This is a genomic window from Streptomyces sp. NBC_01283, assembly GCF_041435335.1.
Lineage (GTDB): Bacteria > Actinomycetota > Actinomycetes > Streptomycetales > Streptomycetaceae > Streptomyces.
The window spans coordinates 9201532-9225286 of record NZ_CP108430.1 but is presented as its reverse complement, the minus strand read 5'-3'; the positions used below and the strand labels follow the sequence as shown (position 1 = coordinate 9225286).

Below are 23755 nucleotides of genomic sequence, written 5' to 3'. Positions count from 1 at the left end.
ACGGCCGCACCACAACCGCACGGTGGGCGAGGAGCGCAGAACCAGCGCACGGGCCGGACACCGCGAGGATCCGGCTGGATGGCCCATCGCACGCTCAGACACAGGCAGAACGATCATCGATCTCGTGAAACCGGCACGAACCCAAGGGCCACCAGCCACAACTGGGCCGGATCCGATTTGGAGCCGCTTCTTTTGGTGTCGGTGGCCGGAGGGCCTTGAGTTCTGCGTTCAGTGGGCGCAGCCCTCGTTGAGGAGTGAGGCAAGGCCGTCGAGGAGGCGCTGGAGGCCGAACTCGAAGAGGGCGTCGAGGTCGAGGGCGTAACCGGCCGTGGCAAGGCGTGAGAGCGCGGGGAAGCGGCCGGTGGCCAAAATCGCCAGGAGCGCGGGCCCCTGAGTGGCCATCCACTCCTCGCTGTCCAGGCCGCTGTGCGCCTCGGCCTCCTGCTCTGATTCCAGGTGGACTGCGACACCACGGGCGTAATTGAGCAACATGAGGTGCGCGGTGAAGGCGGACTGCAGGTCGAGTCCGTGGGCATGCAGGGTGGCAAGCGTCCACTCGCTGTACGGCAGCGCTGAAGTGATCATCTGAGGGCGGGTCATCGACAGGGCCGGCGCGAACCACGGGTGGCGGCGGAACAGGTCCCAGAGCCGCCGGGCCGCTAGCTCGATCGCCCCGCGCCAGCCCTCCGGCGGGTCGGCGGGCAACGGGTACTTCGCGATGACCGTGTCCATCATCCGCGTCAGCAGATCGTCCTTGTCGGCCACGTGCCGGTACAGCGACATGGTCGCCACCCCGAGCTCGGCGGCCACCCGGCGCATCGAGACCGCAGCCAGCCCCTCCGTGTCGGCGACCGCGACGGCGGCACCGACGATCCGTCCAAGCGTGAGAGCCGCCTGGCCCGATGACGCATCAGACGGCCCGCCCGGGCGTGAGGCGGCCGCGGGGCGGGCGGCCCGCACCGGGCGGCTCGGGGCCGCCACAACCGTCCCGACGCCAGGGACGGCACGGACCATCCCCTCCTGGCGCAGCTCGGTGAGTACCTTGGTCGCGGTCGCCATCGCGACGCCCCACTGCTTGGTGATCTCGCGGGTCGAGGGCACGCGATCGCCCGGCGCCAGTTCACCCGTCTCGATCCGCTGCCGCAGTTCGCCGACGATCTGGCTGTAGCGCGGCACCGCCTGCCCGCCCACCGACACCCCCTGCACTAGTGCACCTGCATGAGTGTCATCCTAGCGCCCGACTCCGGGCGATCCCCGCGCACGAGCACCCTCCCCCGCCCCTCAGCACTAGTGCAGTACTGCTCAACACCCCACTCTGATAAGGGATTTCATGCTTGCGCACTCTCTTGCGTACGGCGTACGTTCCCATCATGCCGAACAACGAGACACTCATCTGCGGGGCTGGCATCGCCGGGCCCGCGCTGGCGTACTGGCTACGCAAGGCAGGCTCCAGAGTCACGATCGTGGAACGCGCGCCGCACCCCCGGCCGGGCGGGCAGACCGTGGATCTGCGCGGCGCCGGCCGCACCGTGATCGAGCGAATGGGTCTGATGGACCGGGCCAGGGCACAGAGCGTGGACCAACGCGGCCTCGCACTCGTCGACGCCTGCGGCCGGACCACCGCCCAGATGCCCGCCGACAGCTTCGGCGGCCAGGGAATCGTCTCCGAGATCGAGATCCTCCGCGGCGATCTCGCTCACCTGCTGCACGAGGCCAGCCTGCCGGACACCGAGTAACCTGACACCAAACCGAAGAGATCAGTAAGCCCCCTCAGGTAGCCACGCGGAAGCAAGGACGACCGTCGCGGGAGCAGGAGTACCGACGGCCGTGAGAAGCCCCTGGGGGACCGGCCCCGTCGCACCTAAGAAGTTCACCGCGCCGCCAGAGAACATCGCTCCGCGGAAGTTCACCGCAGTGCCAGAGAGCACCACATCGCGGAAGTTCACCGTGCCGCCGGTGAACACCGTTCCGCGGAAGTACACAGCGCCGCCAGAGAACATGGCGTCGCTGAAGTGGACCGTCCCGCCAGAGAACATGGCGTCACTAAAGTGCACCGTTCCGCCAGAGAACACCGCGTCCCTGAAGTGCACCGTTCCGCCAGAGAACACCGCTCCGCTGAAGTACACCGCACCGCCAGAGAACACCGCGTCACTAAAGTGCACCGTCCCGTAAGAGAACACCGCTCCGCTGAAGTACACCGTCCCGCCAGAGAACACCGCGTCGCCGAAGTACACCGCACCGCCAGAGAACATCGCACGGTTGAAGTGCACCGCACCGCCAGAGAACACCGCTCCGCTGAAGTTCACCGTGCCGCCAGAGAACACCGCTCCGCTGAAGTCCATGTTGCAGTCGATGATGACGCCGGTGAGGTCAAGGTCGCAGCCCTGCCAGGATCGGTGGGTTCCCATGGGGCGTCGGTAGTGGTCACCAATGAGGCGCAGGATCGTATGCCGGACTTTGCGAAGGGCCAGATACCGATGGCGTGCCTCCTGGTGGGCCGGGTCGCCGTTGCCGGGATCGAGCGTGAAGGGGAGCTGGAGGTAGGCACACAGGACGTCGATGCAGGTCTGACGCAAGTCCTGCGTGGGAGCGTCGTCGGCGAGGCCAGCCAGTGCGTGAACCCCACCGAGCCGAACTGCGGGTGAGTCCGATCCGAGTCTGTCGACTGCTTGGGAAAAGCGTTCGGTGTGCAGGCGCGTGGCTTCACGGTGGGCGCCGGCCTCGTCGACGCGTTGGCGACGGTAGGCGACAACCAGAGCGACGAGCGCGCCAGCCCCGGCGACCACCCCAAAGGAAAGCTTCACCAGGTCGAACAGCGTCTTGGCATCGAGCTTGGCGGCGGTGTCAATCTCCCTGAAGCCAAGCAGCGCTACCAGCCCGTAGAAGATGCCGCCCGAGACCAGAACAGCCGCAGCGAAGGCCCAGGTCAGTGCCCGACCAACTCTCCACAACCGCAACTCCCGATCATTCGGGGCCAAACGCGACCTTCGGTTGGCTGTCATGACGATGAAGACAAGGCGCGGAAGTCAGCGGTTGCACGAGAATCCAGGGCCTGTCGTCCTTCCACAGCGCCAACCGGGTCCTGAACAACGACCCGTACTGGGTGGAGGTCCCCCGATGAGCACCACCACGGCAACCGCCACCGTGTGGGCCAGCGATCACCAGTACTACGTGTACGGCGATCAGTTCGACAGCGAGGGCTTCTCCTACACCGGCTTCAACGGGCTTGTCACACCGCTCTAGCTGTGCTGTTCGGGCACGTTGGTGACGCGAGTGCGGACTTGCATGGGTGAGGGCCTTCTGGTTTCGGTGGCGACTGCGACATCTACCGCCGAGTGCAGGAGGCCCTCATGCGCCACCGTAACGCCCCGCTCACTCCCACCGGCAGACTGCGCCTAGCCTGGTGCATCGTGGAGGACGGCCGGCCACTGCGGCGGGCCGCCGAACGGTTCCAGGTCAGTCACACCACCCCCAAACGCTGGGCCGACCGATACCGCCTCCAGGGCTGGAGGGGCATGCACGACCGCTCCAGCCGCCCGCACCACTCACCGCATAAAACCTCCGCCAGTGTCGAAGAACAGGTGGTACGACTACGCCAGGAACACCGCATCGGCCCCCAACGGATCGCGGTACGCAGCCACATTGCCGCCTCGACCGTTCACCGCATCCTGCGTGACCATCACCTACCACCGCTGGCCACGCTGGACCGGGCCACCGGCCGGCCCATCCGCCGCTACGAACGCAAACGGCCCGGCGAACTGCTCCACATCGACGTCAAGAAGCTGGGCCGCATCCCCGACGGCGGCGGCCACCGCGTGCTGGGACGGGCCGCAGGCCGCAAGAACCGTGACAGGGCCGGACTGGCCTACCTGCACACGGCGTTGGACGACCGCTCCCGGCTCGCCTACACCGAGGACCTGCCCGACGAGAAGGCGGCCACCTGCGCGGGCTTCCTACAGCGGGCCGCCGCCTGGTTCACCGGCCACGGCATCACCGTCGAACGAGTGCTGACCGACAATGCCTGGGCCTCCACGAAAACCACCTGGCACGAGACCTGCCGGCAGCTGGGCATCCAGCCGCGCCGGACGCGGCCCTGGCGTCCGCAGACCAATGGCAAGGTCGAACGCTTCCACCGCACCCTGCTCGACGAATGGGCCTACCACCGGCCCTACACCAGCGGTGCCGAACGCCAAGCAGCGTTCACTCGCCCCGGACCCACGTGCACGCCCTGTCTCACGACACCCACGCCTTTGTTCCTCCGGAACCCGCGTAGGCGATACGTCCTCAGACCGGGCACCCCACCCGTAGCCGCGCTGCGCGATCGTCCTGTACATCTGACCACGAGCGGCTATCCGCCGCCGCTATCTGGCGCGGAGGTCTAGGCTCCCACTGTGGCCGATGCATTTGTCAGCGGGGAGGTGCACCACCTCGCGTGTGGTGTCTGCCTCTCGCGCCGCCTGCCCGTCGGCGAGTTCGACGTGCACGAAAGGCCCAGCCGAGACGCCCCTTCGATCCCCGTGCGGCACGGGGCCGAGTAGGCACCACTCGACCGCCATCGTCTCCACGTTCACGCTGACGTGCTCGTGGGTGCCCGTGCCGCGGGCGCAGAAGGTCCAGGTCATCGACTTCACCGGCGTCCTGAGACGCAGTCGGCCGTGCGGCGCCACCCTTTCCAGGGCGGGCAGCACCGGGTTCCGCTCGAAGCGGGAATCATCTGCTCGTACAGCGCGCGGGCGCGTTCAGGGGTGGTCTCGGGGGGTATCGGCAACGTCCCCTCTGGTCTGGCTGGTTGGAGGCGGCTCGTGGACCGGAAGGCCCAGGCGGCGGATTCTTGGGGTCCTCGCAACACCTGATGGCCTACGTCGTCGTCAGTAGATTACGCAGCGCTCGGCCGGACTTCTCCAGCCGAGCGTTTTGCGTGGTCGGCCGTTGAGTTGTTGGGCGACGTGTTCGAGGTCTTCGGGACTCTGCACGGAGGCGTGGTTGCTAGCGTAGCCAGAAATGGTGATTAGTAGCCAAAGTTTGCTGATTTAGTCTATTTAAGGACAGTTGATAAGCATTCGGGGTATGTGGCACGTTCCATCTCCCCTACGTTGAAAAGTGTCAGGCGGAGTACCTCTCCGCCTGAACAATCGAAGGAAGTCACACCATGCGCACCATGCGCACAACCACCGCCAGGACCTTCCTGATCGCCACGATCGCGGTAGCCGGCCTTACCGTGACGCCCGCTCTCGCCGCCGCCCAGCAGGGTACGGGCAGCGCCCGGGCCCACAGCGCCGCCGGGGCACCCGGCAGTAACGGGGCCAACGGCGTTGGGGTCCTTGGTGGTATCGGTGGCCTCGGCGGCACCGGTGGCGCCGCGGGTGCCAACGGCAACGGAGGCAACGGAGGGACTGGAGGCAATGCCAGCGGCATCGCGAGCGTCGGTGGCCTGGGCGGCACAGGCGGGGCCGGCGGCGCCAACGGCAACGGCGGCAACGGCGGCTCCGGCGGCGAGGCCAAGCTTGGCGGTACCGGCGGCAAGGGCGGCGTAGGCGGCGTCGGCGACGACGGGACCGGCATCAACGGCGGTATGGGCGGCAACGGCGGCGCCGCCGTCGTCAGCGGCGGCCACACGGGCGGTACGGGTGGCGCCGGCGGCGCGGCCAGCCCGGTGTGCCCGGGTAAGCCCGGCGGCAACGGAACCGCCGCCACAATGTTCGCGAACGGCACCACCGGCGCCACCGGTGCTGCTGGCAAGACCACGCTCCCCTGCTGATCATGTTGGGTGAGCGGATCGCAGTGGCATGAGGAGAAGCATCCGCCCGGGACATCACCGCACCCCGTCACTGCTGAGTGCTGTCAAGCAGTGAGCGTTTCAGCGTTGCTTCTCCAGGGTGAGGACGGCTTGGGTGATGACGCTCATGCGGTTGGGGCTGATGCGGGATCTGCGGAAGATCTGCCAGGACTTCAGCCGTGCCATGCCTCGTTCGACAGGTGCCCGGGCCGCTGACAGGGCCCGGTTCTCGGTCCGCTCGGTGAGGGTGAGTTCACCGCCGGGCGGGCGGCGCTTGGCGGTGGTGACCCAGTCGCCCGCCCCGATGTAGGCCATGTCGGCGAGGATCGGAACACCCTGGCGCGCGCAGATTCGGAGGATCTTGTGGGTGCGGGCGGCCGTCAGATCGTGGGCGCGGCCCGGCAGTGCCGGCGACAGCCACAGAATCTCACCGGCCGGGTCTGTGACGACCTGCACGTTCACCCCGTGCCGCTTGTGTTTCGAGGAGTAGTCGGCCCCGCCGTCGCCGACACGGTCGCACTCTGTGAGCGTGCCGTCCAGGAGGACGAAGTCCGGGTCGTGCGCGCGCAGCGTCTTCAGCAGGCCCGGCGCTTGCTCGGCGAGCAGACCGGTGACCGCGGTGTCGTAGGCGTGGGTGGTGGCGACGGATATCCCGAAGGCTCTGGCGATACGGGCGAGAGTGTCATGGCGACGCAGGTACACGAGTGCGACCAGCGCACGGCCGTGCGGCGGGAGTTTGCACCGCCGACCCCCCTCGCGGGTGACGATGAGCATCGTGACCCACTCGACCAAGGCGTGGGGCAGGTCGAGTGCGGCAGGATACGGAACCAACAGGGCTCCTGTGCTGCTGAGTTGAGACGTCGAACACCTCACTCAACGGCACGGGAGCCCTGTCCGTTGCGTACCTCGACCTCACACCGCCCCCGCCACCCGATCAGTGGCCGCACTGAAAACGCTCAGTGGCCGACCCCCGGCAGCAGGGAGACGATCTCGCCGCCCTTCCGTACGATCAACGCGTCCTTGTAGAGGATGAGTTGTGCCGACCTCCAGAAGCCGGCACCCGGCTTCGGCTCACCGAAGTCCACGTGTTCACGCCAGACCCGCTGACCCGTCCTCAGATCGAGGCCGGCCAGATCCCCGCGCTCGCCGAGGAAGTACACGACCCCCTGCGCCATCGACACCACGGGAGACGCGACATCGTGCATGGAGTCCTCGTCGGGCAGCTCGACGCCGACCGAGCCCGTCCACAGGGTCTTTCCCGTGGTCAGCGAATAGGCCGAGGCCTTGCCTTTCCAGTTCACGGTGATCAGGCGGTCACCGACCAGATCCAAGGAGGCCAACGCTCCCCCGACCCGGTAGGAATGCGAGGTCTGCTTGCCGGTACCGCTGATGGTGGTCAGCCGCAGGTCCTTGCGGGCGTTCGTGTCCAAGCCGACTGCCGGCTCGTTCGCCGCGGTCAGGACCATGCGGTCTCCGGAGGTACCGACGAGCTGCTGCCCGCCGGGGAGCGTGGCGACCTTCCTGGCATCTCCGGTGGCGGGATCGAGTCGCAGGATGTCGGTGCTTTCCGGCTTCTCGACGTCCGGCGTGCACGCCAGATGGGGCACACCACCCAGCACCGCACGCTGGCACGCGGCCCCCTTGTCCCAGGTGTGGCGCCACTTCTCCTTGCCGGTCCGCGGATCGAGGGCCGACATCGTACGAAGGTTCGGCGTGTTGGCGAGGACCGCGCCGTCGATGAGCATCGCGGCCTGGTCGGTGCGGTCGTCCTGCGGCATCTCGACCGTCCACAACACGTCGCCGTCGTCGGCGTCCACCGCCATCAGATCGGTGCCGCCGGCGTAGTCGCCGTTCGGTTCGTTCTGCGCGGTGTGGTTGCGGTAGGCGTAGACCACGCCGTCGCGCACGGCGAACGGGTGGTCGATCCCGTCGCCTTCACGATTGACCTTGACCGTCCACAGCCGCTCGCCGGTGTTCGCGTCGAACTTGGCGGCGTCGTACTTGGACCCGCTGCAGTACAGCGCCGAGCCGTCCACCAGACAGCCCCGTCCGGCGGCACCCGCCGTGTCCTTCTCCCACGGCTGCCAGCCCTCCGGCGACACCGCGGGCCGTGCGGGACGGTCGTCGTCGGTCACACCCGCACCGCCGAAACCGAACAACGCCCCTACGGTGATCGCGGCGACAGCCACCGCCGCCCCCGCGACCTGCGAGAAGCGGCGCCGACTGCGCCGCCGCTCCACCTGTTCGACCAGGTCCCCGGGCGCGCGCACCTGATCCAGGGCGACCGCGTGCAGCGTCTCGCGGACCTTCTCCTCCACCCGCTCCGTCGTCATCCCTGCATCTCCTTCGGCGTGTAGCTGAGCGACTGAGCCTGTTCCACGGGCCTTTCGGGCCCGAGCTCCGGGACGAGCGCACGGAGCTTGGCGAGCGAGCGGTGCGCAGTACTGCGCACCGTGCCGACCGGGCACCTCAACAGCTCCGCGACCTCGCCCTCCGGCAGATCCTCGAAGTAGCGCAGCACGACCACGGCCCGCTGCCGCTTGGTCAGCCGACGCAGCGCGGCCCACAGCGCGACCCGCAGCTCGGTGTCCGACTCGGGACCTGCCGCGCCGCCGGACTCGGGCAGTACGGGCACCGTCGTCTCGGCGCGATGACCGCGCAGCCGCCAGCGGCTGACCTGCTGGCGGTACAGGACTTGGCGGACATACGCCTCGGGCTGCTCGATGTGCGCCCAGCGTCCGTAGGCCTTCATCAGCGCAATCTGCAGCAGATCCTCCGCCGCATACCGGTCCCCGCCGGTGAGCAGCACCGCCAGCCGCAGCAGCGCGGTGGAGCGCATCGCTACGAACTCCCGGAACTCGTCGTGACTTGAGGCCTCCATCGACCCTCCCCTTCTTCGCAACCATCACGACGCGATGGGCCGCCCCCAGCTATCCTTCGACGGACGAGATTATGTGCGCACAAAATCTTGGTGCGGTCCCGGCGGGCGCTGGTTAGGGGCCGGGCATGCGCATGTACCTCTCCTCGTTCGACGGTCCGCCGCCCTCACGGGCGGCGGACCGCCCCACCAGCGCCACCAGGTCGTTCCCGCGGCCTCTTGATGTTCTCCAGCTGTGTCAGACCGGCTGTCGCAGCCACGACTCGAGAGCCGCGTAGTCGCTGTCAGCCAGGCCACGGCGGGGATCGACACGATGGAGCAGGGCTTGCCCCTGATGATGGGCAGCGACCCAGGCCCGATCGGTGTTCGTGATCTCGTCGTCGACCCAGGCGAACGGGCGCCCCGCAGCCCATTCGACAAGGGCACGGGTCTTCCAGTGCAGGCCGTTCCCTTCGTCCTGGTCATCGATATCGGACGGCTCCGGCCAGACCACCACCGCCAACTGCGGCAGACCAATGCGGGGCGCGATGCACTCGTTCGCGTCCGCCATCCATGTCGTCGCCCAGACCACCTCGCACGGAAGCGCCGCCAGCCGGGGCCCGTGCTCGGGATTAATCCTGGTCAGGAGCGGATTCGCGTCCGCATCGGGCAGTTCAGGACCTGTCGCATAGAACGGATACGACTGGGACACCGCGCCGAACGGGATGAGTGGCCCATCGACATCGAGAAACAGCAGGGCCCGCTGCACGGAACCAGTCACGGGAGCACGATACTGACCATTTCGCTTTGGGGTGACATTACGGCGTGGTCAGGGGCAGTCCCGTTTCGGCGATGAATCCGTCGAGGAGCCCAGGGCGATACTGCATCCGTACGGTCAGCCAGGACCGCTTAGCGATCAACTCCTGCATGGTGGCATCGACATGGTGGGTGTAGTTGTCCCACAGCAGCACGATGTTGCCGCCGAGCTGCTGGTGGGCGGCGTCCAGCAGGCGGGCTGAGTCGCGTTCCCTGAAGCCCTTCTTCTCGCCCTTGCGCCCGTGGTGGGAAAGGATCCGGAAGACGAGCCGGGTGCGGTGGCCGGGCTTTTGGCCCACGAGTGCGGCCAGCGAGATCCGGCCGGATCCCTTGGCGCAGGTCCGGATGAAGGGTGGGTGGCCGCGCCGCGACCAGGTACGTGCCTTCGGCGGCCGCAGGGTGTGGCCGGACTCGTCGGCGAAGCACAGCCACGCATCCTGATCCCTTGCCGCCTGTTCCACCCGCGGCCAGGTCTCCTCATACCACCGGGCGGTGGCGTGCGGCTCGCGTTCGGCGGCCCGGTGCACCGGGACTTGTGCTGTGAAGCCCATCTGCCGCAGGATCCGCCAGACCCGAGCCGGACTGAAGCGGACATGGAAACGCCGCGCGGTCACGGTGGCCACCCGGGCCAGCGTCCACCGCTGATCCTCCCGCCATCCGTGGGCCGCCGGGCCTCGGTCCAGCTCCGTGGCCAGCCAGGCGCGCCAAGCTGGCCGCATCCGGGAGAGGCGTCCGCTGGGCCCTTTCGAGCGCAGCGCCGCCCTGCCGCCGGTCCGCCAGCGCGCACGCCAGGCATAGGCCGCCTTGCGGGAGACCCGCAGGCGCCTGGCCACCTGCCGGGCCGTGAGCCCCCGGGTGAATAGGTCGGCGGCCTCATTGCGTACCCGCTCCCGCCGTATGCGTTGCGTGGCGGTCAGGCCGCCACCGTCGGGATATCGCATCCCGCCGGGATACACCCGCCCGCGCCACCCCGCTCGGCTCGCGGCGGTGCCCGGCCAACCGGCCGGGCACCGCCGCGAGCTGTATAGGTCAGCTGAACTTGAAGTGGGCGGAGTGGTCGCTGTTGTCGGCCATTTTCAGGTCGAAGGTGCGGCAGGTGTCCTTCCAGGGCGCTGTCGGTCTTCCACACGTAGTTGTGCGTGTCGGTGGCCGGGTCGCAGGAGAGGCTGGACCCGTCGGCTCCGGTGGTCTGCTCGACCGGGTCGATGGGCGCGCCGGTGTCGCAGGTGGCCCCCGGCACCGACCAGATGGACTTTGCGCATGTATCCCGCCTATGCCACCGAGACGGTGCGTATGGGGTGGGCCCAGGCTTCCTGACGCCTGATCTCGGCCTGTTCGCCACACCAGGTGCCAACTCGCGCGCTCAGTCACAACACCCCACGTGCCGCCAGCGACGCTGTGACCTCAAGCGATAGGTGGCCAGAGCAGTGCGCGAGACAGCAGTTCGCGGGCCTACGCTCAACCACAGTTGGCCAGCCTGCTCAGGGCCAACTGGCCGACTGGCCCCTGGAGTCGCCGACCCCAACAAGCGCAGATGCGGGTGGAGTCTGGTGGGCGCATGGACCAGGGCCGACGGCTAACCAGCTCGGCGCCGAACCGCCCGCTCTTCGATGCCAAAGCATCTCTCCGACCTTCTCGGCATCGAAGAGCCTTGACTCTGGGATACGCGAGGCAGCTCTTTCGCGGTGGTGGTCTTACCGGCGCCGAAGGTGCCATTCAGCCAGATGATCACGTATCCCACCCTATGCGGGCCGTCCTGCTACTCAGAAGGACACTTCCAGACACCCCTTATCGCAACCAGGAGATGCAGCGCTTTCTCAGCCGGGAACCTCTAGAAGGCATACGCGAAAAGCAAGAGCACAAGACAGACCGTCACTACAACCGTCGACCCGATCGCGAACGCGAGTGCGGTTCTCCCGCTGCTCATCCGATCCGGGGTGGCAGAATTCGCCGGATCCCGGGGGTCGTAAACGATCTCAAGCTCCTCGCCTCGGCCTGCTGGGGGATACCGAAAAGGGCCGACACTCACTTGCACGGCCGTCCCGGAGGTTTCCTCGAACTGCACCAGAAGGGAAACCGATCCGTTATTTTCTCGCGCTTCATTGACGCATGCGGCGGAAACGCGGATCCCCCGGGACCACAACGCACGGTCCCTCTTGTAGATGCCAGCGGAGAAATAGAGAACAAAGATCGCAATAACGGCAATCGGTATCACCGCGCCACTGAACATCGCCCCTCCTTGACGGTTCCGCCCCTTCTACCACGACAGCAACTACCGGTCAAGGAGTAATACCGTAGCCAATCATTCCACCGATGACGTCTACCAGCAGGTAAGCAGGATAGAAAAATCCCTCGACGCAGGAAAGGCGTAGGTTCGAAGGAATGCATCGACGAAGAATTCAAGGACGCCAAAGAGAATCCGACACAACTGGAGAGCTGGTCCAAAACACTCGGCCTGGGCCTGGAAAACATCGTAATGAGCATTCAGGACTTCAAAATAAATTCCTTGGCCGCCTGGCCGGCGGTGGCCTCCCGCACGTAGCCGCGGCCGTCGGGGAGTTGAGTGAGAGTCGCGCCTCCGTCGGCCAGCTCCAGCTCCAGCTCCAGCTGGACGGGGCGGGTCTCACCGGGGTTCCTAAATCCTCCAGGAGCGGATCTGGTCGGCTGCGGCAAAGATGCCTGCTTTGGCGGTCATCAACTGCTGGGTGAGATCGACGAGTTCCCCGAAGGGGGCGTCCAGGCCCTGTCCGGAGGCGTGCATGTAGGCGACCACGGTGGCGCAGGCGAAGCGGACGTTGTGGGCCGGCAGGGGCCGCAGCAGGGCGAGGGTCTGCAGGAGCGCCGCGGCACGCCAGGAGGGGTCGGAGTCGTAGCCCAGACGGGGCGGGTCGACGCGGTGGCGGGCCACGGCCGCGACGAGGGCGGAGAAGTCGGCGACCATCGGCTGGTCGGGCAGGGCTGCTTCGTGCTGTTGCAGCAGCCAGGGCACGTCAATGTGCAGGACGGGTGCCATGGGTCAGGCGGCCTGTCCTGTCGCGCGGGGGGCTGGCCCGTCGTCGATGCCGGCGGCCGCGATGGCGGCGGCCAGGTCGGGGTTGCGGAACGTGGCCTGGAAGATCTCGGAGGCTTCCCGCAGGGCCCGGTGGCGGGTGATCTGGTCTGCGGTTGCCTCACGGATGAGGGCCTTCATGCTGGTGCCGCGTTCCTGGGCGAGGGCGCGCAGCTCCTCGAGCTCCTGGTCGCTGAATTCCACATTGAGAGCGGGCATGCCCCAAACGGTACCGCGCAGGTACCGAGGCGTAAATATATGCAGGTCAACGGCTATCAAGAGCGGTACCGGACGAACTCGCCCGCACTGCGCTGGCGGGGTTGCCGAACGGCTGCCGCAACCGGAATCCGGGGTGCAGGGCCAGATGCCGCGCTGGCGCGCAAGACCTCCTGGCCGTCGGCGAGGTCGACGTGCTGTTCGACGTCATCGTCGGAGAGATTCTGGAGCACTCCACCACGCTGGTCCGCCCGATGGTTCTGTAAGTGGGAGCGGGCAACGTTTGTCGACGGCTCTTCGCAGCACTTAGCGATCACAGGGCCCGACAATCTCCATGAGAACTGGCAACGCTCTGAACGTGAATACCGAGTCACGTCGTGGCTGTTGGTTCGTTACTGGCGGTTGATCGCCCGTGAGATGCCAGCGGCGACGGTCGTGGCCAGGATCCACCCGGCAGCGGTCAGTGCGTAGGCGAGCCACTGCCCAGTGCTTCGTGGTGCGAAGGCGACGTCCTGTCCGAAGATGGTGATCGGGACGAGCAGGTCGAGCGTGTAGACGACGGCGTTGAATGGTGGCGCCTTCTCCGCTTCGAGAGGTGCGGGAGGATGGGCTCTGAAGAAGAGTGCGCCGCAGGCGAGCAGAGCGGTGAGCCATAGGCCGGCGCGGAGTGGCCGGTAGCCGTAGCCGACGGTCGCGTCCTGGATGTAACCCCAGACGCGGGTATGCAGAGGGAGCATGGCACGGCGATGGCGTTGCTTGGCGAGGAGCACCGTGCGTGCTTCGTCCTCGTGTCCGAGCCGTCGGTAGGCGGCTGCGAGCTGCTCGTACGGCTGGGGGAGGTAGGCGTCGGTGCTGCGCCGGAGCCAGTCAAGCCGTTCGGCGGCTGTCAGGGGGATGGCGAGGGCGTCGTAGGTGGTCTCGGCCAGTCGGAGGTCGGCTGGCCAGGTGCCGGGGGTGTCGTACAGGGTGCCCAGTTGGGCATTGCTCGCGTCGACGGTGCCGTCGATCGGCTGCTGGGTGCGCAGATCGGTCTCCCGGGCCCGGGCCAGCCGCAGGGACAGGGCTGTTCCGCCGGGGTTCGTCAGCGTGGCATCGCGGAAGCTGAGCTGCGTGCCGATGCTGCTGCCGTCGAGTTTGATGCCGCCGTCGACGCGGAGCCCTTGGCCGAGGTCGAAGTTGCGGGCGACTGTGACGTCAATGGCCTCCAGCGCAACGTCGCCGACGTTGTTCAGCCGAGCCCCACAGAACCCGATCGCCGCCGCGACCGTGGCACCGGAGAGGATGATCCGCCCTTCGGCGCTGAAGCCCGGGTGGAAGGTGAAGTCCTCGGTGATCTGGACGTGGTAGGCGTCCAGGGCGTGGCCGTCGGGGTTGCGCAGGGAGGCGCCCTCAAGGTCGAACTCGCCGGAGATGGCGGCGCCGGAGCAGCGGAATGTTCCCCGGACCGCCAGGTTGGTGCACAGCACGTCGCCGCCCGCGATGAGGTGGACAGCGGATATCGCCTCGGCCCCGGGCGCGGTGATCACGGTGTCCCGGAGGTCCAGGTCACTGTGGATCTGGGAGCGGGTGAGTACGAGGGGCCCGGTCAGGTGGCAGCGGGACAGGACCAGCCGGCCGTCGATCTGGGCTGCGTCGGCGGCGAGACCTGGCAGGGCGCATCCGGTCAGGGCCAGCTCGCGGATTCTCGCGCCCCGGAGCAGGGGCACTTCGTCGAAGCGACATTCGTCCAGGACGACCGGCACGGGGATCTCGGCAAATTGCAGATCCAGCCTGCCCATGATGCGGGCGCCGGTCAGGCGCAGTGCCGGGCGGTCGCCGGGGGCGGGATCGGTGCCGGCACCCAGCAGCAGCGCCGCAATGACCTCGGCCCGCACCTCAAGTTCCGCCGTTTCCGGGGCGTCGCGGACATCGACAGCGCCGCCCTGGGCGAAGGAGTTCCACAACTGACGTTCACCAGCGTTGAGTTCGTCGAGACGCATGATCGACGATCTTTCCGGTTCGGGCCCGCCCATGACAAGACCCGATGAACCCCGGCCCCGCGGACGAGGCAGCCATGAGCATGTCGACACCCACCAGCGTCCCTGCACCGTGCAGGCGAGCACTCCGATACGCCAGCCGCAAGCCCCTGGGTGTTGCCGGAACTCACAGACATCGCGCTGCGGCGAAACGAGGCGTTCTCGGCCCTGAGCGACAAGCGGTGTCGGATCCCGTCGATAACACCACCGGTGGGGGACGCCATCGCACTCGGCATTCAGCGGCCGGCTTCTGGCCCGCGGTGTCGATCCGGCTGCTGGGGGCGGTGCGCGCGCTGGTCGTCCTCGCGCACCGGGTGGGGTGCGGGAGCGTCCTGTGGGTCGGTGTACTTCTTCGTCCTGGCGACGGCTCCGTCGCCGGCCTTCGTGAAGACCTCCGTCACACGGCGCAGCTGTTCGGCGGTGAAGCCCAGGGCCTCCACGTCCGTACGCGATGCCTTCATGGCCCGCAGCTCCTTGAAGTCGATCGCCTCCTGGGCCCCGGCCTCCGGTTCCTGGTGGTCCCGTTCGGGGTCGGCGTCCCGATGCCCGAGCAGCAACTCGGGCATCGCCGCCTGTTGGTGCCGGGCAACGTCGTACCCCCGGCCCCGCACGACGGTGGTGCGCAGCTTCTCCCGCACCACCGCGCCGGCGAGGACAGCTCGCTCGTACTGCAACGGGATCCGGGGGATCTCCCACTCCCCCGCGTCCTGGCCCGGGGGCCGGGGCGCGGCCGGCTCGCTGGGATCGGCCGGGGGTTGCCGGTCCGAGCCGGGTGCGGGGGTGGGTGGGCGGCGGGCGGGGAGGTCGGACAGGGCCCATCGGGCGGTGTAGAGGCGGTAGCCGGGCTCCAGGCCGCGCGTGGTCTTCGGCTCGCTGATGTCCAGGCAGTGGGTGGAGATGGCGGCGGTCACGATTCTGTCGTCCAGGCCGGGGTCGCGGCGGCGGGCCGCGCAGGACAAGGGGCGAGGTGACGGCGGGTTTCGGCGAGCAGGTGCCGGCGGTGGAAGCGGCCGCCGTCGTTCATCACGAACACCGTCGCGGCGACATCGACGGCCGCCAGGGCGACGTCGACCACGGCGGCGACCCGAGACCGGATCGCCGCGGCTGCGGCGCGGGCGTACTCGAGGAGGGAGTCGATGACGTCGACGGCCACCCCGGAGTTGAGGATCGCGCTCGTCTTCCACCACGCGCGCAGCTGCGCTAGCGGCCTGGTCTTCTGCTTGGACGGGCGGGTCTTGTGGGCGGCCATCTGGTTCATCTTGGCGCGGGCCCGCTCGGAGACCACGGGCAGGAACTTCAGCTCGCCGTCGTCGTCGACGGCGATGACGTACTCGTGCTCCAAGTCGGCCAGGCAGGCGGCGATCTGGTCACTGCGCCGGGAAGTCCAGCGGATCAGCTCGTGCGGCACCCCGGCAATCTCCTTCACCGGGCGGCGCCCCGGGGTGACGGTGCGCGGCTCGGTCGCCAGCCCCAGCGCCTCGCAGACCTCAGCGGCCACGAGCTCGTTGTAGAGCGCGGAGACTGCAACCGTGTTCTCGTGCAGGGCCAGGGTGTGGATCGACCCCCACTTCCCGTCCAGGCGCTGCCCCTTCATGGACAGCAGCAGGTGGTCGCGGAGCAAGGGCCTGCCGGAGCGTGCCTCGTAGTGGCGGAAGCGGGCGGCGACCAGACCGCCGGGCGGCCGCGCGGTCCTGGAGGGCGGTGAAGTCCAGCCGCCCGTCACGCGGCACGACGAGCTCGCCGTCGAGAACAACGTCCTTGCCCAGCTCTGCCACGGCGTCGGCGAGGTCGGGGAAGCCAAGCCCGGCGCGGGCAACGGAGCGCGGAGCCCGCTGGAGCGACGCGGACGGGCACGGGATTCCGGCGCCGTGGTGTGAGCGGAAGGTTGGGGGGCGACGAGCGGTGAGTCGGACCCCACCCTGCCACCGGCCACCTGAAGGCGGGTTCAGGTGGCTTCAGGTTGTCTTCAGGATCACTCCGCCACTGTGGATCTTGTCGAGCCCACCGCTTCGCACCAACCGACGCGCCGTCAATTGGTGTGCCAGGAGGAACTTTCCGATATGCAGCCCCTCATCGATCACGCCCGGTCCTTCCACCTACAGTCCGCGGCACGACCCGAGGAGTTTGCCCGACTGGCCGAGGGCCAGTCCCCGCAGGTTCTGTTCATCACCTGTTCCGACTCCCGGGTCGTCCCCTCATTGATCACCGGGGCCCGTCCTGGTGAGCTCTTCGAGCTGCGGACCGCGGGCAACATCGTCCCTCCGTACGCCTCCGAGCAGCCCACGGGCGAGGCGGCCACCATCGAGTACGCGGTGGAGGTGCTCGGAGTCCAGGACATCGTCGTCTGCGGCCACTCGCACTGCGGCGCGGTGGGCGCGCTGCTACGCGGTGACGACCTGACCTCCGTCCCCGCAGTGCGCGACTGGCTCGCGCACGCGACGCCCCGGCCCGACGGGGTGGTGGAAGACCCGGCCGTCGCCCAGGCCGTGCAGAACCACGTGCTGACACAGCTGTTGCGACTTCGTTCCCATCCTTACGTCGAAAGCCGCCTCGCGCAGAACCAACTCCGCCTGCACGGTTGGTTCTACGAAGTGCACACGGGGTCCGTACTGGCCCATGACGTGCACGACGACACCTTCCAGGCCCTGTGAGCGCGACCGTGGACCACCGGACGAAATTCCCTCATCTGCGGCAGGACTTCGCCGCCTCGCTCGTCGTGTTCCTGGTCGCCCTGCCGCTGTGCGTGGGCGTCGCCGTGGCCTCCGGTGTGCCGGCCGAACTGGGCCTGATCACCGGCATCGTGGGCGGTCTGGTCACCGGCATGATGCGCGGCAGCAGCTTCCAGGTCTCGGGCCCTGCCGCCGGACTGACCGTTCTGGTCTTCGAGGCCGTGCAGGAATTCGGGCTGCCCGCGCTCGGGGTGATCGTGCTCGCTTCCGGTCTTCTCCAACTGGCCATGGGAGCCTTCAGACTGGGGAGCTGGTTCCGGGCCATCTCGGTCTCGGTCGTCGAGGGCATGCTCGCCGGCATCGGACTCGTGATCATCGCGGGCCAGTTGTACGCGGCGGCCGGCATGACGGCCCCGGCCTCCGGCCTGGGTAAGATCTCCGGGCTGCCCCGGGCACTGGTCGATGCCGCCGGGAGCACTACTGCCCTCGCATCCCTCGCTCTCGGCGCCGGCACCATCGCCGTCATGCTGGTGTGGAAGCGGCTGCCGCGGCCCGTACGGTCCGTTCCGGCGGCGCTCGCCGCGGTCGCGCTGGCCACACTGGCGTCTCTGGCATTCGCCATGCCGGTCGACACGGTCGAGGTGCAAGGGCTGGCCGGCTCCATTCAACTGCCTGGGCTCGACGCCATCGGTGGGCTCGCCGACGTGAGCGTGCTCGGGACAGTTCTGGCCTTCACCCTGATCGCGTCGGCCGAGAGCCTGTTCAGCGCGGCGGCCGTGGACCGGCTGCACGACGGGCCGCGCACCGAGTACGACAAGGAGCTCATCGCCCAGGGCACAGGCAACGTCGTGAGCGGGTTCCTCGGCGCGCTGCCGATGACCGCGGTCATCGTGCGCAGCTCCGCCAACGTCCAGGCAGGCGCGCGGACCAAGGCCTCGCGCGTCCTTCATGGCGTATGGCTGCTGCTGTTCACGGCGTTGCTCCCCTTCGCACTGGCGCTCATCCCGATCCCGGCCCTCGCGGGCATCCTCGTCCACGCGGGGTGGAAGCTCATCCCGCTGCGTTCGACAGTGACGCTGTGGCGCGCGCACCGGGGCGAGGCGCTGATCCTGGTGGTCACCGCGGTGGCGATCGTCGCGGTGAACATGTTCGAAGGTGTTCTGATCGGCCTGGCGCTGTCCGTGGCGAAGACCGCCTGGCAGGCCTCGCACATCAGGCTGGAGGTCACCGACAAGGGCGCCGGCCCCATCGAGGCGCGCCTGACAGGCAATGCGACCTTCCTGCGGCTGCCGAAAATCCTCGACAACCTGGAGGCGCTGCCTCAAGACCGTCCCATCCGGCTGGATCTCTCGGGCCTGCACCACCTCGACCACGCGTGCGGGACGGCGCTGGAGAACTGGTCGGCGCGGCACAGTGCAGCCGGGACCGAGCCGGTGAAGGTCACTGAGCTGCCGTTGGAGCGGGCAACGTCCGGCTGACGCGCCCTCTCGCGGGAGCATAGCGTCCCTCTCTCGGGCCCCTGTCTGACGTGGCGGGGCCCGAGAGAGGGACGCTGGTCGGCGATCGGGGCTCAGGTTCCGGGCGCCGCGGAGTGTCCTGGTCTCGCCGCTCCCCCCTGGCTATGGCGGTGAGTTTCGGTTCTGGTCCACTTCGTAGGCTCTGTCGCTGATTTGGGGGTGCACTCGATCGCGGGCGGGTGGGCATCACCTGTTGTGTGAAAAATGCAGTGAGCGTCGCTGACGTACTTCTGCCGGGTATGAGGGTGGAGGTCGAGAGGGTTGTCCTAGAGGGATCTGAGGTCCGGCTCGTCGTGCGGTCTCCGGCAGGCTCGGCCGCCTGCCCGGGGTGCGGGCGGAGATCTTCACGGGTGCAGTGCTACTAGGCCAACCGGGGGAAGCTGGAGCGGTCTCCATCAATGTGGGTCCGCCAGCTGCGGAATGATGCATTCCATGCGAATCATGAAACGCGTTCTCTTCGCGGCTGCGGCTGCGTCGCTGCTGGTGGCGAGCCACGGCGCAACTGCCGCGGCTTCCGCGCCCGTACAGTCCACGCCCGTACAGTCGCCGGCAGCCGGGCCAGGCTGGCATCACGTGGCCGACTTTCCTCCAGCCGAGGAGAACCGCTGTCATGAGCGCGGCCGGTGGTACTTGGAGAACGGCGTACGCGCCTACGAGTGCCGGGCCGCCGGAGTCTGGGAGTTGTGGGTTCTCACCGAGCCCTCCTGACCTGGGTCGGGGCCGGATCGTTGCTCTCACGGCGGTGCCTGCCCGGCAGCAGGGGGTGGTGCGGTATGGCTCGGCGCCGACCGACCGGCGAATGAGCCCCGGCAGCTACCCGCAGCCCAGCCAGACGGCCCGTTGCGCAGCAGTCCTGCTCCGCGCAGCTGCATGCGCAGAGCGCAGCGATGCCCGACACCGCGATGACCGCCCGACCGCTCAACGCCGACAAAGCAGCCGCATCGCCCGGCACCGGCCAACCGATACGGCTGCACAGCGGGTTGCGCAGCGGCCGCCCGCAGCCATCCCAACTCCGGCACAAGCCCGGTGGCAGGCACCGACCACCCTCCGCGACCACCACGCCGCCAGCCCCGACCACTGCAGGTCAGCGCGCTGCGCACCCCGCATCGCCTGGCACCGGCCCTTACAACTGCACCAGGCGCACACCCATCAGCGAGCAACAGATCCACGCTGCACAGCCGCCGAGGCGCAGCCACACATCATCAACCACGAGACGTTCACCGTCAGGCGGCGGCCCACAGCGATGAGCGATGACCGACGGATGCCGAGCAACGCCCCATAGACGACGTCCGGCCGACGATGAGCGACGGGCAGCAGGCGACGGGCGACCGACTATGAGCAATGAGCTACTGCCCGCAGGCGACGTCAGCCACCGATGAGCACTACCGACGGCCCGCCGCCATCAGCGCGGAACGCCCCCGCCTCCCCCGGGTATCGAGCCTCACCACCCACGCCGAGCCGGGGTGATGGTAGATACCGACCACCGTCCTGGCCTTCACCCCGACCACCGCGCTACCAGCCCGACCAGACAGGCCAGCGCCCTGTACCGGCCGCGGTCCCGTACCGAGCGCTGCCGGGGTCCGCCATCCGCGGGCTCACGCCCCACGTACTTCGCCTCACCCTGCTGTCGACGGCAGCGACGGCGGGGCACTGCAGCCCCCGCCCCGACACCGGACCGGGCCTCTGGAGCCCTGCGTCCGACGCGCCCAGAGGGCGCGATCGGCGTGGCCGGGGTGGTGGGAGCTCCTGCCACCCTCCCGACCACGCATTTCGTGACCCTTTCGTCACCGTGGTCGGGGGTCAGTGGTCGGCAGTCCGGTCGGGGCCTGCGGGTTGTCTCAAGGCATCAACCCCACACCGTCCTTGGGGAGTTTGCGCATGCTCCGATCCACAGCGTCACCAGGTACCGGCCCGAGGCCGGCGGCCGCCGGCCTCGCGCTGACCCAGATGCGGCGCCGCGTACAGATCGGCCGCGCCGAGGTACGGGCCGCCCTGGCCGCCGGCCCCCTCGCCCTGGCCGTCACCGTCGGCCCACCCTCACCCACCATCGCGGCCACCCCCAACCCGCCAAGCAGCACACCGCGCAGACAACATCGGCGACCGACCCCTCGGGCTACGTCGCCCAGTTCGTGGGATGCGGCACGACTAACGATTAGACTCATTGTTTAAATCTGGACACCACCTCTAGCATGCGGATGGCAGCGTGCCTGCCGGGTCGCAGGACCCCACGACCGCACGTCGAGCGAGGAGAAGCCGGAACCGTCCATGAATGCCGAACAGCACCCAGCCGCCACTGCCCCCGACCTGTACGACCGGTCCGGACAGCGCTACCCCCTGGACGAGCCCCGCTGGCGGGGCAAGGACGGCAGCCCTCTCGCCGTCAGTGCACTGCCGGGCCTGCGGCCCGAGCAGATCGACACCGCCGAACGGTCCCTGTGGCGCTACCACGCGGCCCTGCCCGTCGACGCCGCCCGCCGGGTGAGCCTGGGAGAAGGGTGTACGCCGATGGTCCCGGTCGACTGGGCCGGCCGACGCGTGCACTTCAAGCTGGAGTGGTTCAACCCGACCTCCAGCTTCAAGGACCGGGGCGTATCGGTGATGATGTCCCACCTCGTGGCGCACGGCGCCGATCGCGTCCTCGAGGACAGTTCGGGCAACGGCGGTTCTGCGGTGGCCGCCTACGCCGCCGCTGCCGGCATCCGCGCCAAGGTGATCGTTCCCGCCCTCACCTCGGAGGCCAAGATCCTCCAAACCCGCGCCTACGGAGCGGAGGTCGAGCTGGTGGGCGGTACCCGCGACGAGGTCGCGGATGAGGCGATCCGCCAGTCGGAGCAGATCCCCTACGCCAGCCACAACTGGCACCCCATGTTCCTCCAGGGCACCAAGACCATCGCCTACGAGATGTGGGAGTCCCTCGGCTTCACCGCACCCGACAACGTCGTCCTGGTGGCCGGCGCGGGCAGCAACATCCTCGGGTGCGACCTCGCCTTCGGCGAGCTGCTCGAGGCGGGCCAGATCGACCGGCGCCCGCGCCTGTTCGTCGGGCAGCCCGAGCACTGGGCGACCATTGCCGACACGTTCAACGGCATCTCCCCCTCCAGCCGCGGCGAGCGGGTACCGACGATCGCCGAGGGCGCGTCGATCGCCCGCCCGATCCGGCTGCCGGAGGCCGTGGCGGCCATCCGCCGCTCCGATGGCGCCGCCTACGCCGTCCCGGAGGCGGAGATTCACACCGCGGTCCGCGCGCTGAGCGCGCGAGGCCTGTACGCCGAGCCGACCAGCAGCGTTGCCGCGGCAGCCCTCGACCACTTCCTCGCGACGGGCGACATCGCGCCGGGCGAGACGACCGTGGTCGTCCTCACCGGTGCGGGGCTGAAGTCCGCAGAGCAGCTGGCCTCGGTCTTCGCCGGGCCCAGCGACTGAGCCGATACCAGCAAAGGAAAGCGCGATGGCACACCCCTCCCCAGACGATCTCACCGACGCCCACCCCGTGCCGAAGGATGCATCCCTCGTAGCGGAGGACGAGCACCTGGTACAGGAAGCTGAGCGCATCGCCGTCGCCATCGGCCGCATGTTCCCGGGCCTGTGCGAAGTCGTCCTGCACGATTTGCGCCAACCCGACAGCGCCATCCGCGCCATCGAGAACAACCTCTCCGGGCGGCAGGTCGGCGACTCCGCCACTGAGCTGGGGCTGCGCCGCATCGCTGACCCCGACTACCCCAGCGTCATCCAGAACTACAGCAACCAGTTCCCCGACGGACGCCCGGCCAAGAGCACCTCGATCGGCATCAAGAACGCCGACGGGCGTTACGTCGCGGCACTCTGCCTGAACCTGGACATCAGCACGCTGTCCCCGCTGGCACTGACCCTGGCCAACCTCGTCGCCACGGACAACGAATATACGGGTGAGGCGTTGGAGACGCTGCGCGACCGCACGGGACGCGAACTGCGGTCGGCCATCGACTCCTTCGCGGCCCAGCGCTCCAGCACCCCCCGCAGCCTTAACCGCAGCCAGAAGCGCGAACTGGTCCGGCATCTGCATCACGAGGGATTCTTTGAGGCCCGCAGTTCCGCACAGCACATCGCCGACCGGCTCGGCGTCTCCCGGGCAACTGTCTACAACTACACGAAATAACCACCCCACCTAACCGGATGGTGCCCCATCGAGTGGTGTAGGCGGGCAGGGCGTTGGAACGCGCGTATTTGCTCGGGGCGTGCGCCTGCTGTTGAGGGTCAGCCTCGGCGAAGGGGCCCTGATCGGCAAAGAGCGCGAACCGCCCTCCGCCCCCGTGCCTGATCCTGCTCCTCGACAGTTCATCTGACGGCACGGGTTCCGAATCCCAGGCCACGAGGGCGTCAAGGTCGGCCAGGGCGTGGTGACTTGATGCCCCGATGCGCGCACGCCTGCGTCGACGCCTCGCACTCCCCCAGCCGCGCCCAAATTAGCCATCTTGCGCTGAGCGGACGCCTCTCGTCCGTGCTTCGCCTTGCCGGCCCGTGTTCCGGTGCGGGCATCCGGTCACAAGGTGAGGGCTCTCTGCGCTGCGAAAACTCGGACAGCGCACTGCTGGGCGACTCAGTGCGCGGCCGGCTGCTGTGAGTCTCCACGTCGCGCTCACATCTTCTCCACTGACCTGAGCATGGCTTTTTCGCCAACGTGGCCCCGGCGTGGCGTACTTGACAAAGTGTCATGATCGTTTGGTGTTACGATCTCGGGCACATGCCACGTGGACTTTTTCCTCGGCTTGGCTACAGCCAGGGGGCTCTCCGGGTGGTGAAGGCTGCCCACGTCGAGAGTCCGCATGGATAGATTCCGAGAGCTGGACTCCAGCCGCTCAAA

At 68.3% G+C, this 23755-nt stretch carries 21 protein-coding genes and 1 pseudogene; 8 read left to right on the top strand and 14 right to left on the bottom strand.

The features are described 5' to 3' along the window. Nucleotides 1-228 precede the first annotated feature (228 nt). Nucleotides 229-1206 (bottom strand): TetR/AcrR family transcriptional regulator C-terminal domain-containing protein, encoded by a 978-nt coding sequence (locus OG302_RS41810; protein WP_371524767.1) that lies wholly within the window; start codon nucleotides 1204-1206, stop codon nucleotides 229-231. Between the two features lie 164 nt (nucleotides 1207-1370). Here OG302_RS41810 and OG302_RS41805 point away from each other — a divergent pair, with 164 nt between their 5' ends. Continuing rightward, entirely contained in the window at nucleotides 1371-1736 is a 366-nt protein-coding gene (locus OG302_RS41805; protein WP_371749974.1) for an FAD-dependent monooxygenase, read from the top strand. Nucleotides 1737-1757: 21 nt separating this feature from the next. Here the strand turns inward: OG302_RS41805 and OG302_RS41800 are convergent, their stop codons facing one another. Beyond that, on the bottom strand, nucleotides 1758-3002 hold the full coding sequence (locus OG302_RS41800; RefSeq protein ID WP_371749973.1) for a pentapeptide repeat-containing protein: 1245 nt from the start codon (nucleotides 3000-3002) through the stop codon (nucleotides 1758-1760). A 115-nt stretch (nucleotides 3003-3117) separates the two neighbouring features. Here OG302_RS41800 and OG302_RS41795 point away from each other — a divergent pair, with 115 nt between their 5' ends. The 3 genes from OG302_RS41795 (at nucleotide 3118) to OG302_RS41785 (ending at nucleotide 5758) form a co-directional block, all read left to right on the top strand. Beyond that, nucleotides 3118-3243: a hypothetical protein gene (locus OG302_RS41795; protein WP_371749972.1), complete on the top strand. Its 126-nt coding sequence runs from the start codon at nucleotides 3118-3120 to the stop codon at nucleotides 3241-3243. Between the two features lie 107 nt (nucleotides 3244-3350). Continuing rightward, nucleotides 3351-4382: an IS481 family transposase gene (locus OG302_RS41790; protein ID WP_371749971.1), complete on the top strand. Its 1032-nt coding sequence runs from the start codon at nucleotides 3351-3353 to the stop codon at nucleotides 4380-4382. A 767-nt stretch (nucleotides 4383-5149) separates the two neighbouring features. Continuing rightward, complete coding sequence (locus OG302_RS41785) at nucleotides 5150-5758, top strand: hypothetical protein (protein ID WP_371749970.1); 609 nt, start codon at nucleotides 5150-5152, stop codon at nucleotides 5756-5758. A gap of 99 nt (nucleotides 5759-5857) precedes the next feature. Here the strand turns inward: OG302_RS41785 and OG302_RS41780 are convergent, their stop codons facing one another. The 12 genes and pseudogenes from OG302_RS41780 to mobF all read right to left on the bottom strand — a co-directional run bounded on the left by OG302_RS41780 (nucleotide 5858) and on the right by mobF (nucleotide 16482). Beyond that, nucleotides 5858-6607 (bottom strand): transposase family protein, encoded by a 750-nt coding sequence (locus OG302_RS41780; RefSeq protein WP_371749969.1) that lies wholly within the window; start codon nucleotides 6605-6607, stop codon nucleotides 5858-5860. A gap of 125 nt (nucleotides 6608-6732) precedes the next feature. Then, complete coding sequence (locus OG302_RS41775) at nucleotides 6733-8109, bottom strand: PQQ-binding-like beta-propeller repeat protein (protein WP_371749968.1); 1377 nt, start codon at nucleotides 8107-8109, stop codon at nucleotides 6733-6735. After that, entirely contained in the window at nucleotides 8106-8657 is a 552-nt protein-coding gene (locus OG302_RS41770; RefSeq protein WP_371749967.1) for a SigE family RNA polymerase sigma factor, read from the bottom strand. Before OG302_RS41770 ends, OG302_RS41775 begins: the two co-directional genes overlap by 4 nt. A 235-nt stretch (nucleotides 8658-8892) precedes the next feature. Further along, nucleotides 8893-9414 carry an HAD domain-containing protein gene (locus OG302_RS41765; protein ID WP_371749966.1) on the bottom strand — a complete coding sequence of 174 codons (522 nt, stop codon included), beginning with the start codon at nucleotides 9412-9414 and terminating at the stop codon, nucleotides 8893-8895. Between the two features lie 37 nt (nucleotides 9415-9451). Beyond that, nucleotides 9452-10390 carry an IS630 family transposase gene (locus OG302_RS41760; RefSeq protein ID WP_371749965.1) on the bottom strand — a complete coding sequence of 313 codons (939 nt, stop codon included), beginning with the start codon at nucleotides 10388-10390 and terminating at the stop codon, nucleotides 9452-9454. Between the two features lie 669 nt (nucleotides 10391-11059). Next, nucleotides 11060-11181 (bottom strand): annotated as a pseudogene (locus OG302_RS41755) (ATP-binding protein); the annotation flags it as partial. A 99-nt stretch (nucleotides 11182-11280) separates the two neighbouring features. Next, a complete protein-coding gene (locus OG302_RS41750) occupies nucleotides 11281-11679 on the bottom strand; it encodes a DUF3592 domain-containing protein (protein WP_371749964.1) in 399 nt (132 codons plus the stop codon). Nucleotides 11680-12084: 405 nt separating this feature from the next. Continuing rightward, the gene (locus OG302_RS41745) at nucleotides 12085-12462 is read right to left on the bottom strand and encodes a toxin Doc (protein WP_371749963.1); all 378 of its coding nucleotides are present in this window, start codon (nucleotides 12460-12462) and stop codon (nucleotides 12085-12087) included. Nucleotides 12463-12465: 3 nt separating this feature from the next. Beyond that, nucleotides 12466-12717, bottom strand: a complete 252-nt coding sequence (locus OG302_RS41740) for a ribbon-helix-helix protein, CopG family (protein ID WP_371749962.1) — start codon at nucleotides 12715-12717, stop codon at nucleotides 12466-12468. Nucleotides 12718-13106: 389 nt separating this feature from the next. Continuing rightward, nucleotides 13107-14693, bottom strand: coding sequence for an oxidoreductase (locus tag OG302_RS41735; protein ID WP_371749961.1), 1587 nt, complete (start codon nucleotides 14691-14693; stop codon nucleotides 13107-13109). Nucleotides 14694-14965: 272 nt separating this feature from the next. Next, complete coding sequence (locus tag OG302_RS41730) at nucleotides 14966-15640, bottom strand: hypothetical protein (RefSeq protein ID WP_371749960.1); 675 nt, start codon at nucleotides 15638-15640, stop codon at nucleotides 14966-14968. Further along, nucleotides 15637-16482 carry a MobF family relaxase gene (gene mobF, locus OG302_RS41725; protein ID WP_371749959.1) on the bottom strand — a complete coding sequence of 282 codons (846 nt, stop codon included), beginning with the start codon at nucleotides 16480-16482 and terminating at the stop codon, nucleotides 15637-15639. Before mobF ends, OG302_RS41730 begins: the two co-directional genes overlap by 4 nt. Before the next feature lie 307 nt (nucleotides 16483-16789). On the opposite strand from mobF, the gene OG302_RS41720 reads away from it, so the two are divergent. The 4 genes from OG302_RS41720 (at nucleotide 16790) to OG302_RS41705 (ending at nucleotide 23050) form a co-directional block, all read left to right on the top strand. After that, nucleotides 16790-17380: a carbonic anhydrase gene (locus OG302_RS41720; RefSeq protein WP_371749958.1), complete on the top strand. Its 591-nt coding sequence runs from the start codon at nucleotides 16790-16792 to the stop codon at nucleotides 17378-17380. Further along, a complete protein-coding gene (locus tag OG302_RS41715) occupies nucleotides 17377-18876 on the top strand; it encodes a SulP family inorganic anion transporter (protein WP_371749957.1) in 1500 nt (499 codons plus the stop codon). Before OG302_RS41720 ends, OG302_RS41715 begins: the two co-directional genes overlap by 4 nt. Nucleotides 18877-21180: 2304 nt before the next feature. Further along, the gene (locus OG302_RS41710; protein WP_371749956.1) at nucleotides 21181-22338 is read left to right on the top strand and encodes a pyridoxal-phosphate dependent enzyme; all 1158 of its coding nucleotides are present in this window, start codon (nucleotides 21181-21183) and stop codon (nucleotides 22336-22338) included. A gap of 25 nt (nucleotides 22339-22363) precedes the next feature. Then, on the top strand, nucleotides 22364-23050 hold the full coding sequence (locus tag OG302_RS41705; protein WP_371749955.1) for a transcriptional regulator: 687 nt from the start codon (nucleotides 22364-22366) through the stop codon (nucleotides 23048-23050). The last annotated feature ends 705 nt before the right edge of the window (nucleotides 23051-23755 follow it).

Excerpts from the sequence above, each read along its gene's own strand:
- OG302_RS41805 (WP_371749974.1), top strand. The coding sequence starts at position 1,371 with ATGCCGAACAACGAGACACTCATCTGCGGGGCTGGCATCGCCGGGCCC.
- OG302_RS41800 (WP_371749973.1), bottom strand. The coding sequence starts at position 3,002 with ATGACAGCCAACCGAAGGTCGCGTTTGGCCCCGAATGATCGGGAGTTG.
- OG302_RS41795 (WP_371749972.1), top strand. The coding sequence starts at position 3,118 with ATGAGCACCACCACGGCAACCGCCACCGTGTGGGCCAGCGATCACCAG.
- OG302_RS41790 (WP_371749971.1), top strand. The coding sequence starts at position 3,351 with ATGCGCCACCGTAACGCCCCGCTCACTCCCACCGGCAGACTGCGCCTA.
- OG302_RS41785 (WP_371749970.1), top strand. The coding sequence starts at position 5,150 with ATGCGCACCATGCGCACAACCACCGCCAGGACCTTCCTGATCGCCACG.
- OG302_RS41775 (WP_371749968.1), bottom strand. The coding sequence starts at position 8,109 with ATGACGACGGAGCGGGTGGAGGAGAAGGTCCGCGAGACGCTGCACGCG.
- OG302_RS41770 (WP_371749967.1), bottom strand. The coding sequence starts at position 8,657 with ATGGAGGCCTCAAGTCACGACGAGTTCCGGGAGTTCGTAGCGATGCGC.
- OG302_RS41760 (WP_371749965.1), bottom strand. The coding sequence starts at position 10,390 with ATGCGATATCCCGACGGTGGCGGCCTGACCGCCACGCAACGCATACGG.
- OG302_RS41750 (WP_371749964.1), bottom strand. The coding sequence starts at position 11,679 with ATGTTCAGTGGCGCGGTGATACCGATTGCCGTTATTGCGATCTTTGTT.
- OG302_RS41745 (WP_371749963.1), bottom strand. The coding sequence starts at position 12,462 with ATGGCACCCGTCCTGCACATTGACGTGCCCTGGCTGCTGCAACAGCAC.
- OG302_RS41740 (WP_371749962.1), bottom strand. The coding sequence starts at position 12,717 with ATGCCCGCTCTCAATGTGGAATTCAGCGACCAGGAGCTCGAGGAGCTG.
- OG302_RS41735 (WP_371749961.1), bottom strand. The coding sequence starts at position 14,693 with ATGCGTCTCGACGAACTCAACGCTGGTGAACGTCAGTTGTGGAACTCC.
- OG302_RS41720 (WP_371749958.1), top strand. The coding sequence starts at position 16,790 with ATGCAGCCCCTCATCGATCACGCCCGGTCCTTCCACCTACAGTCCGCG.
- OG302_RS41710 (WP_371749956.1), top strand. The coding sequence starts at position 21,181 with ATGAATGCCGAACAGCACCCAGCCGCCACTGCCCCCGACCTGTACGAC.
- OG302_RS41705 (WP_371749955.1), top strand. The coding sequence starts at position 22,364 with ATGGCACACCCCTCCCCAGACGATCTCACCGACGCCCACCCCGTGCCG.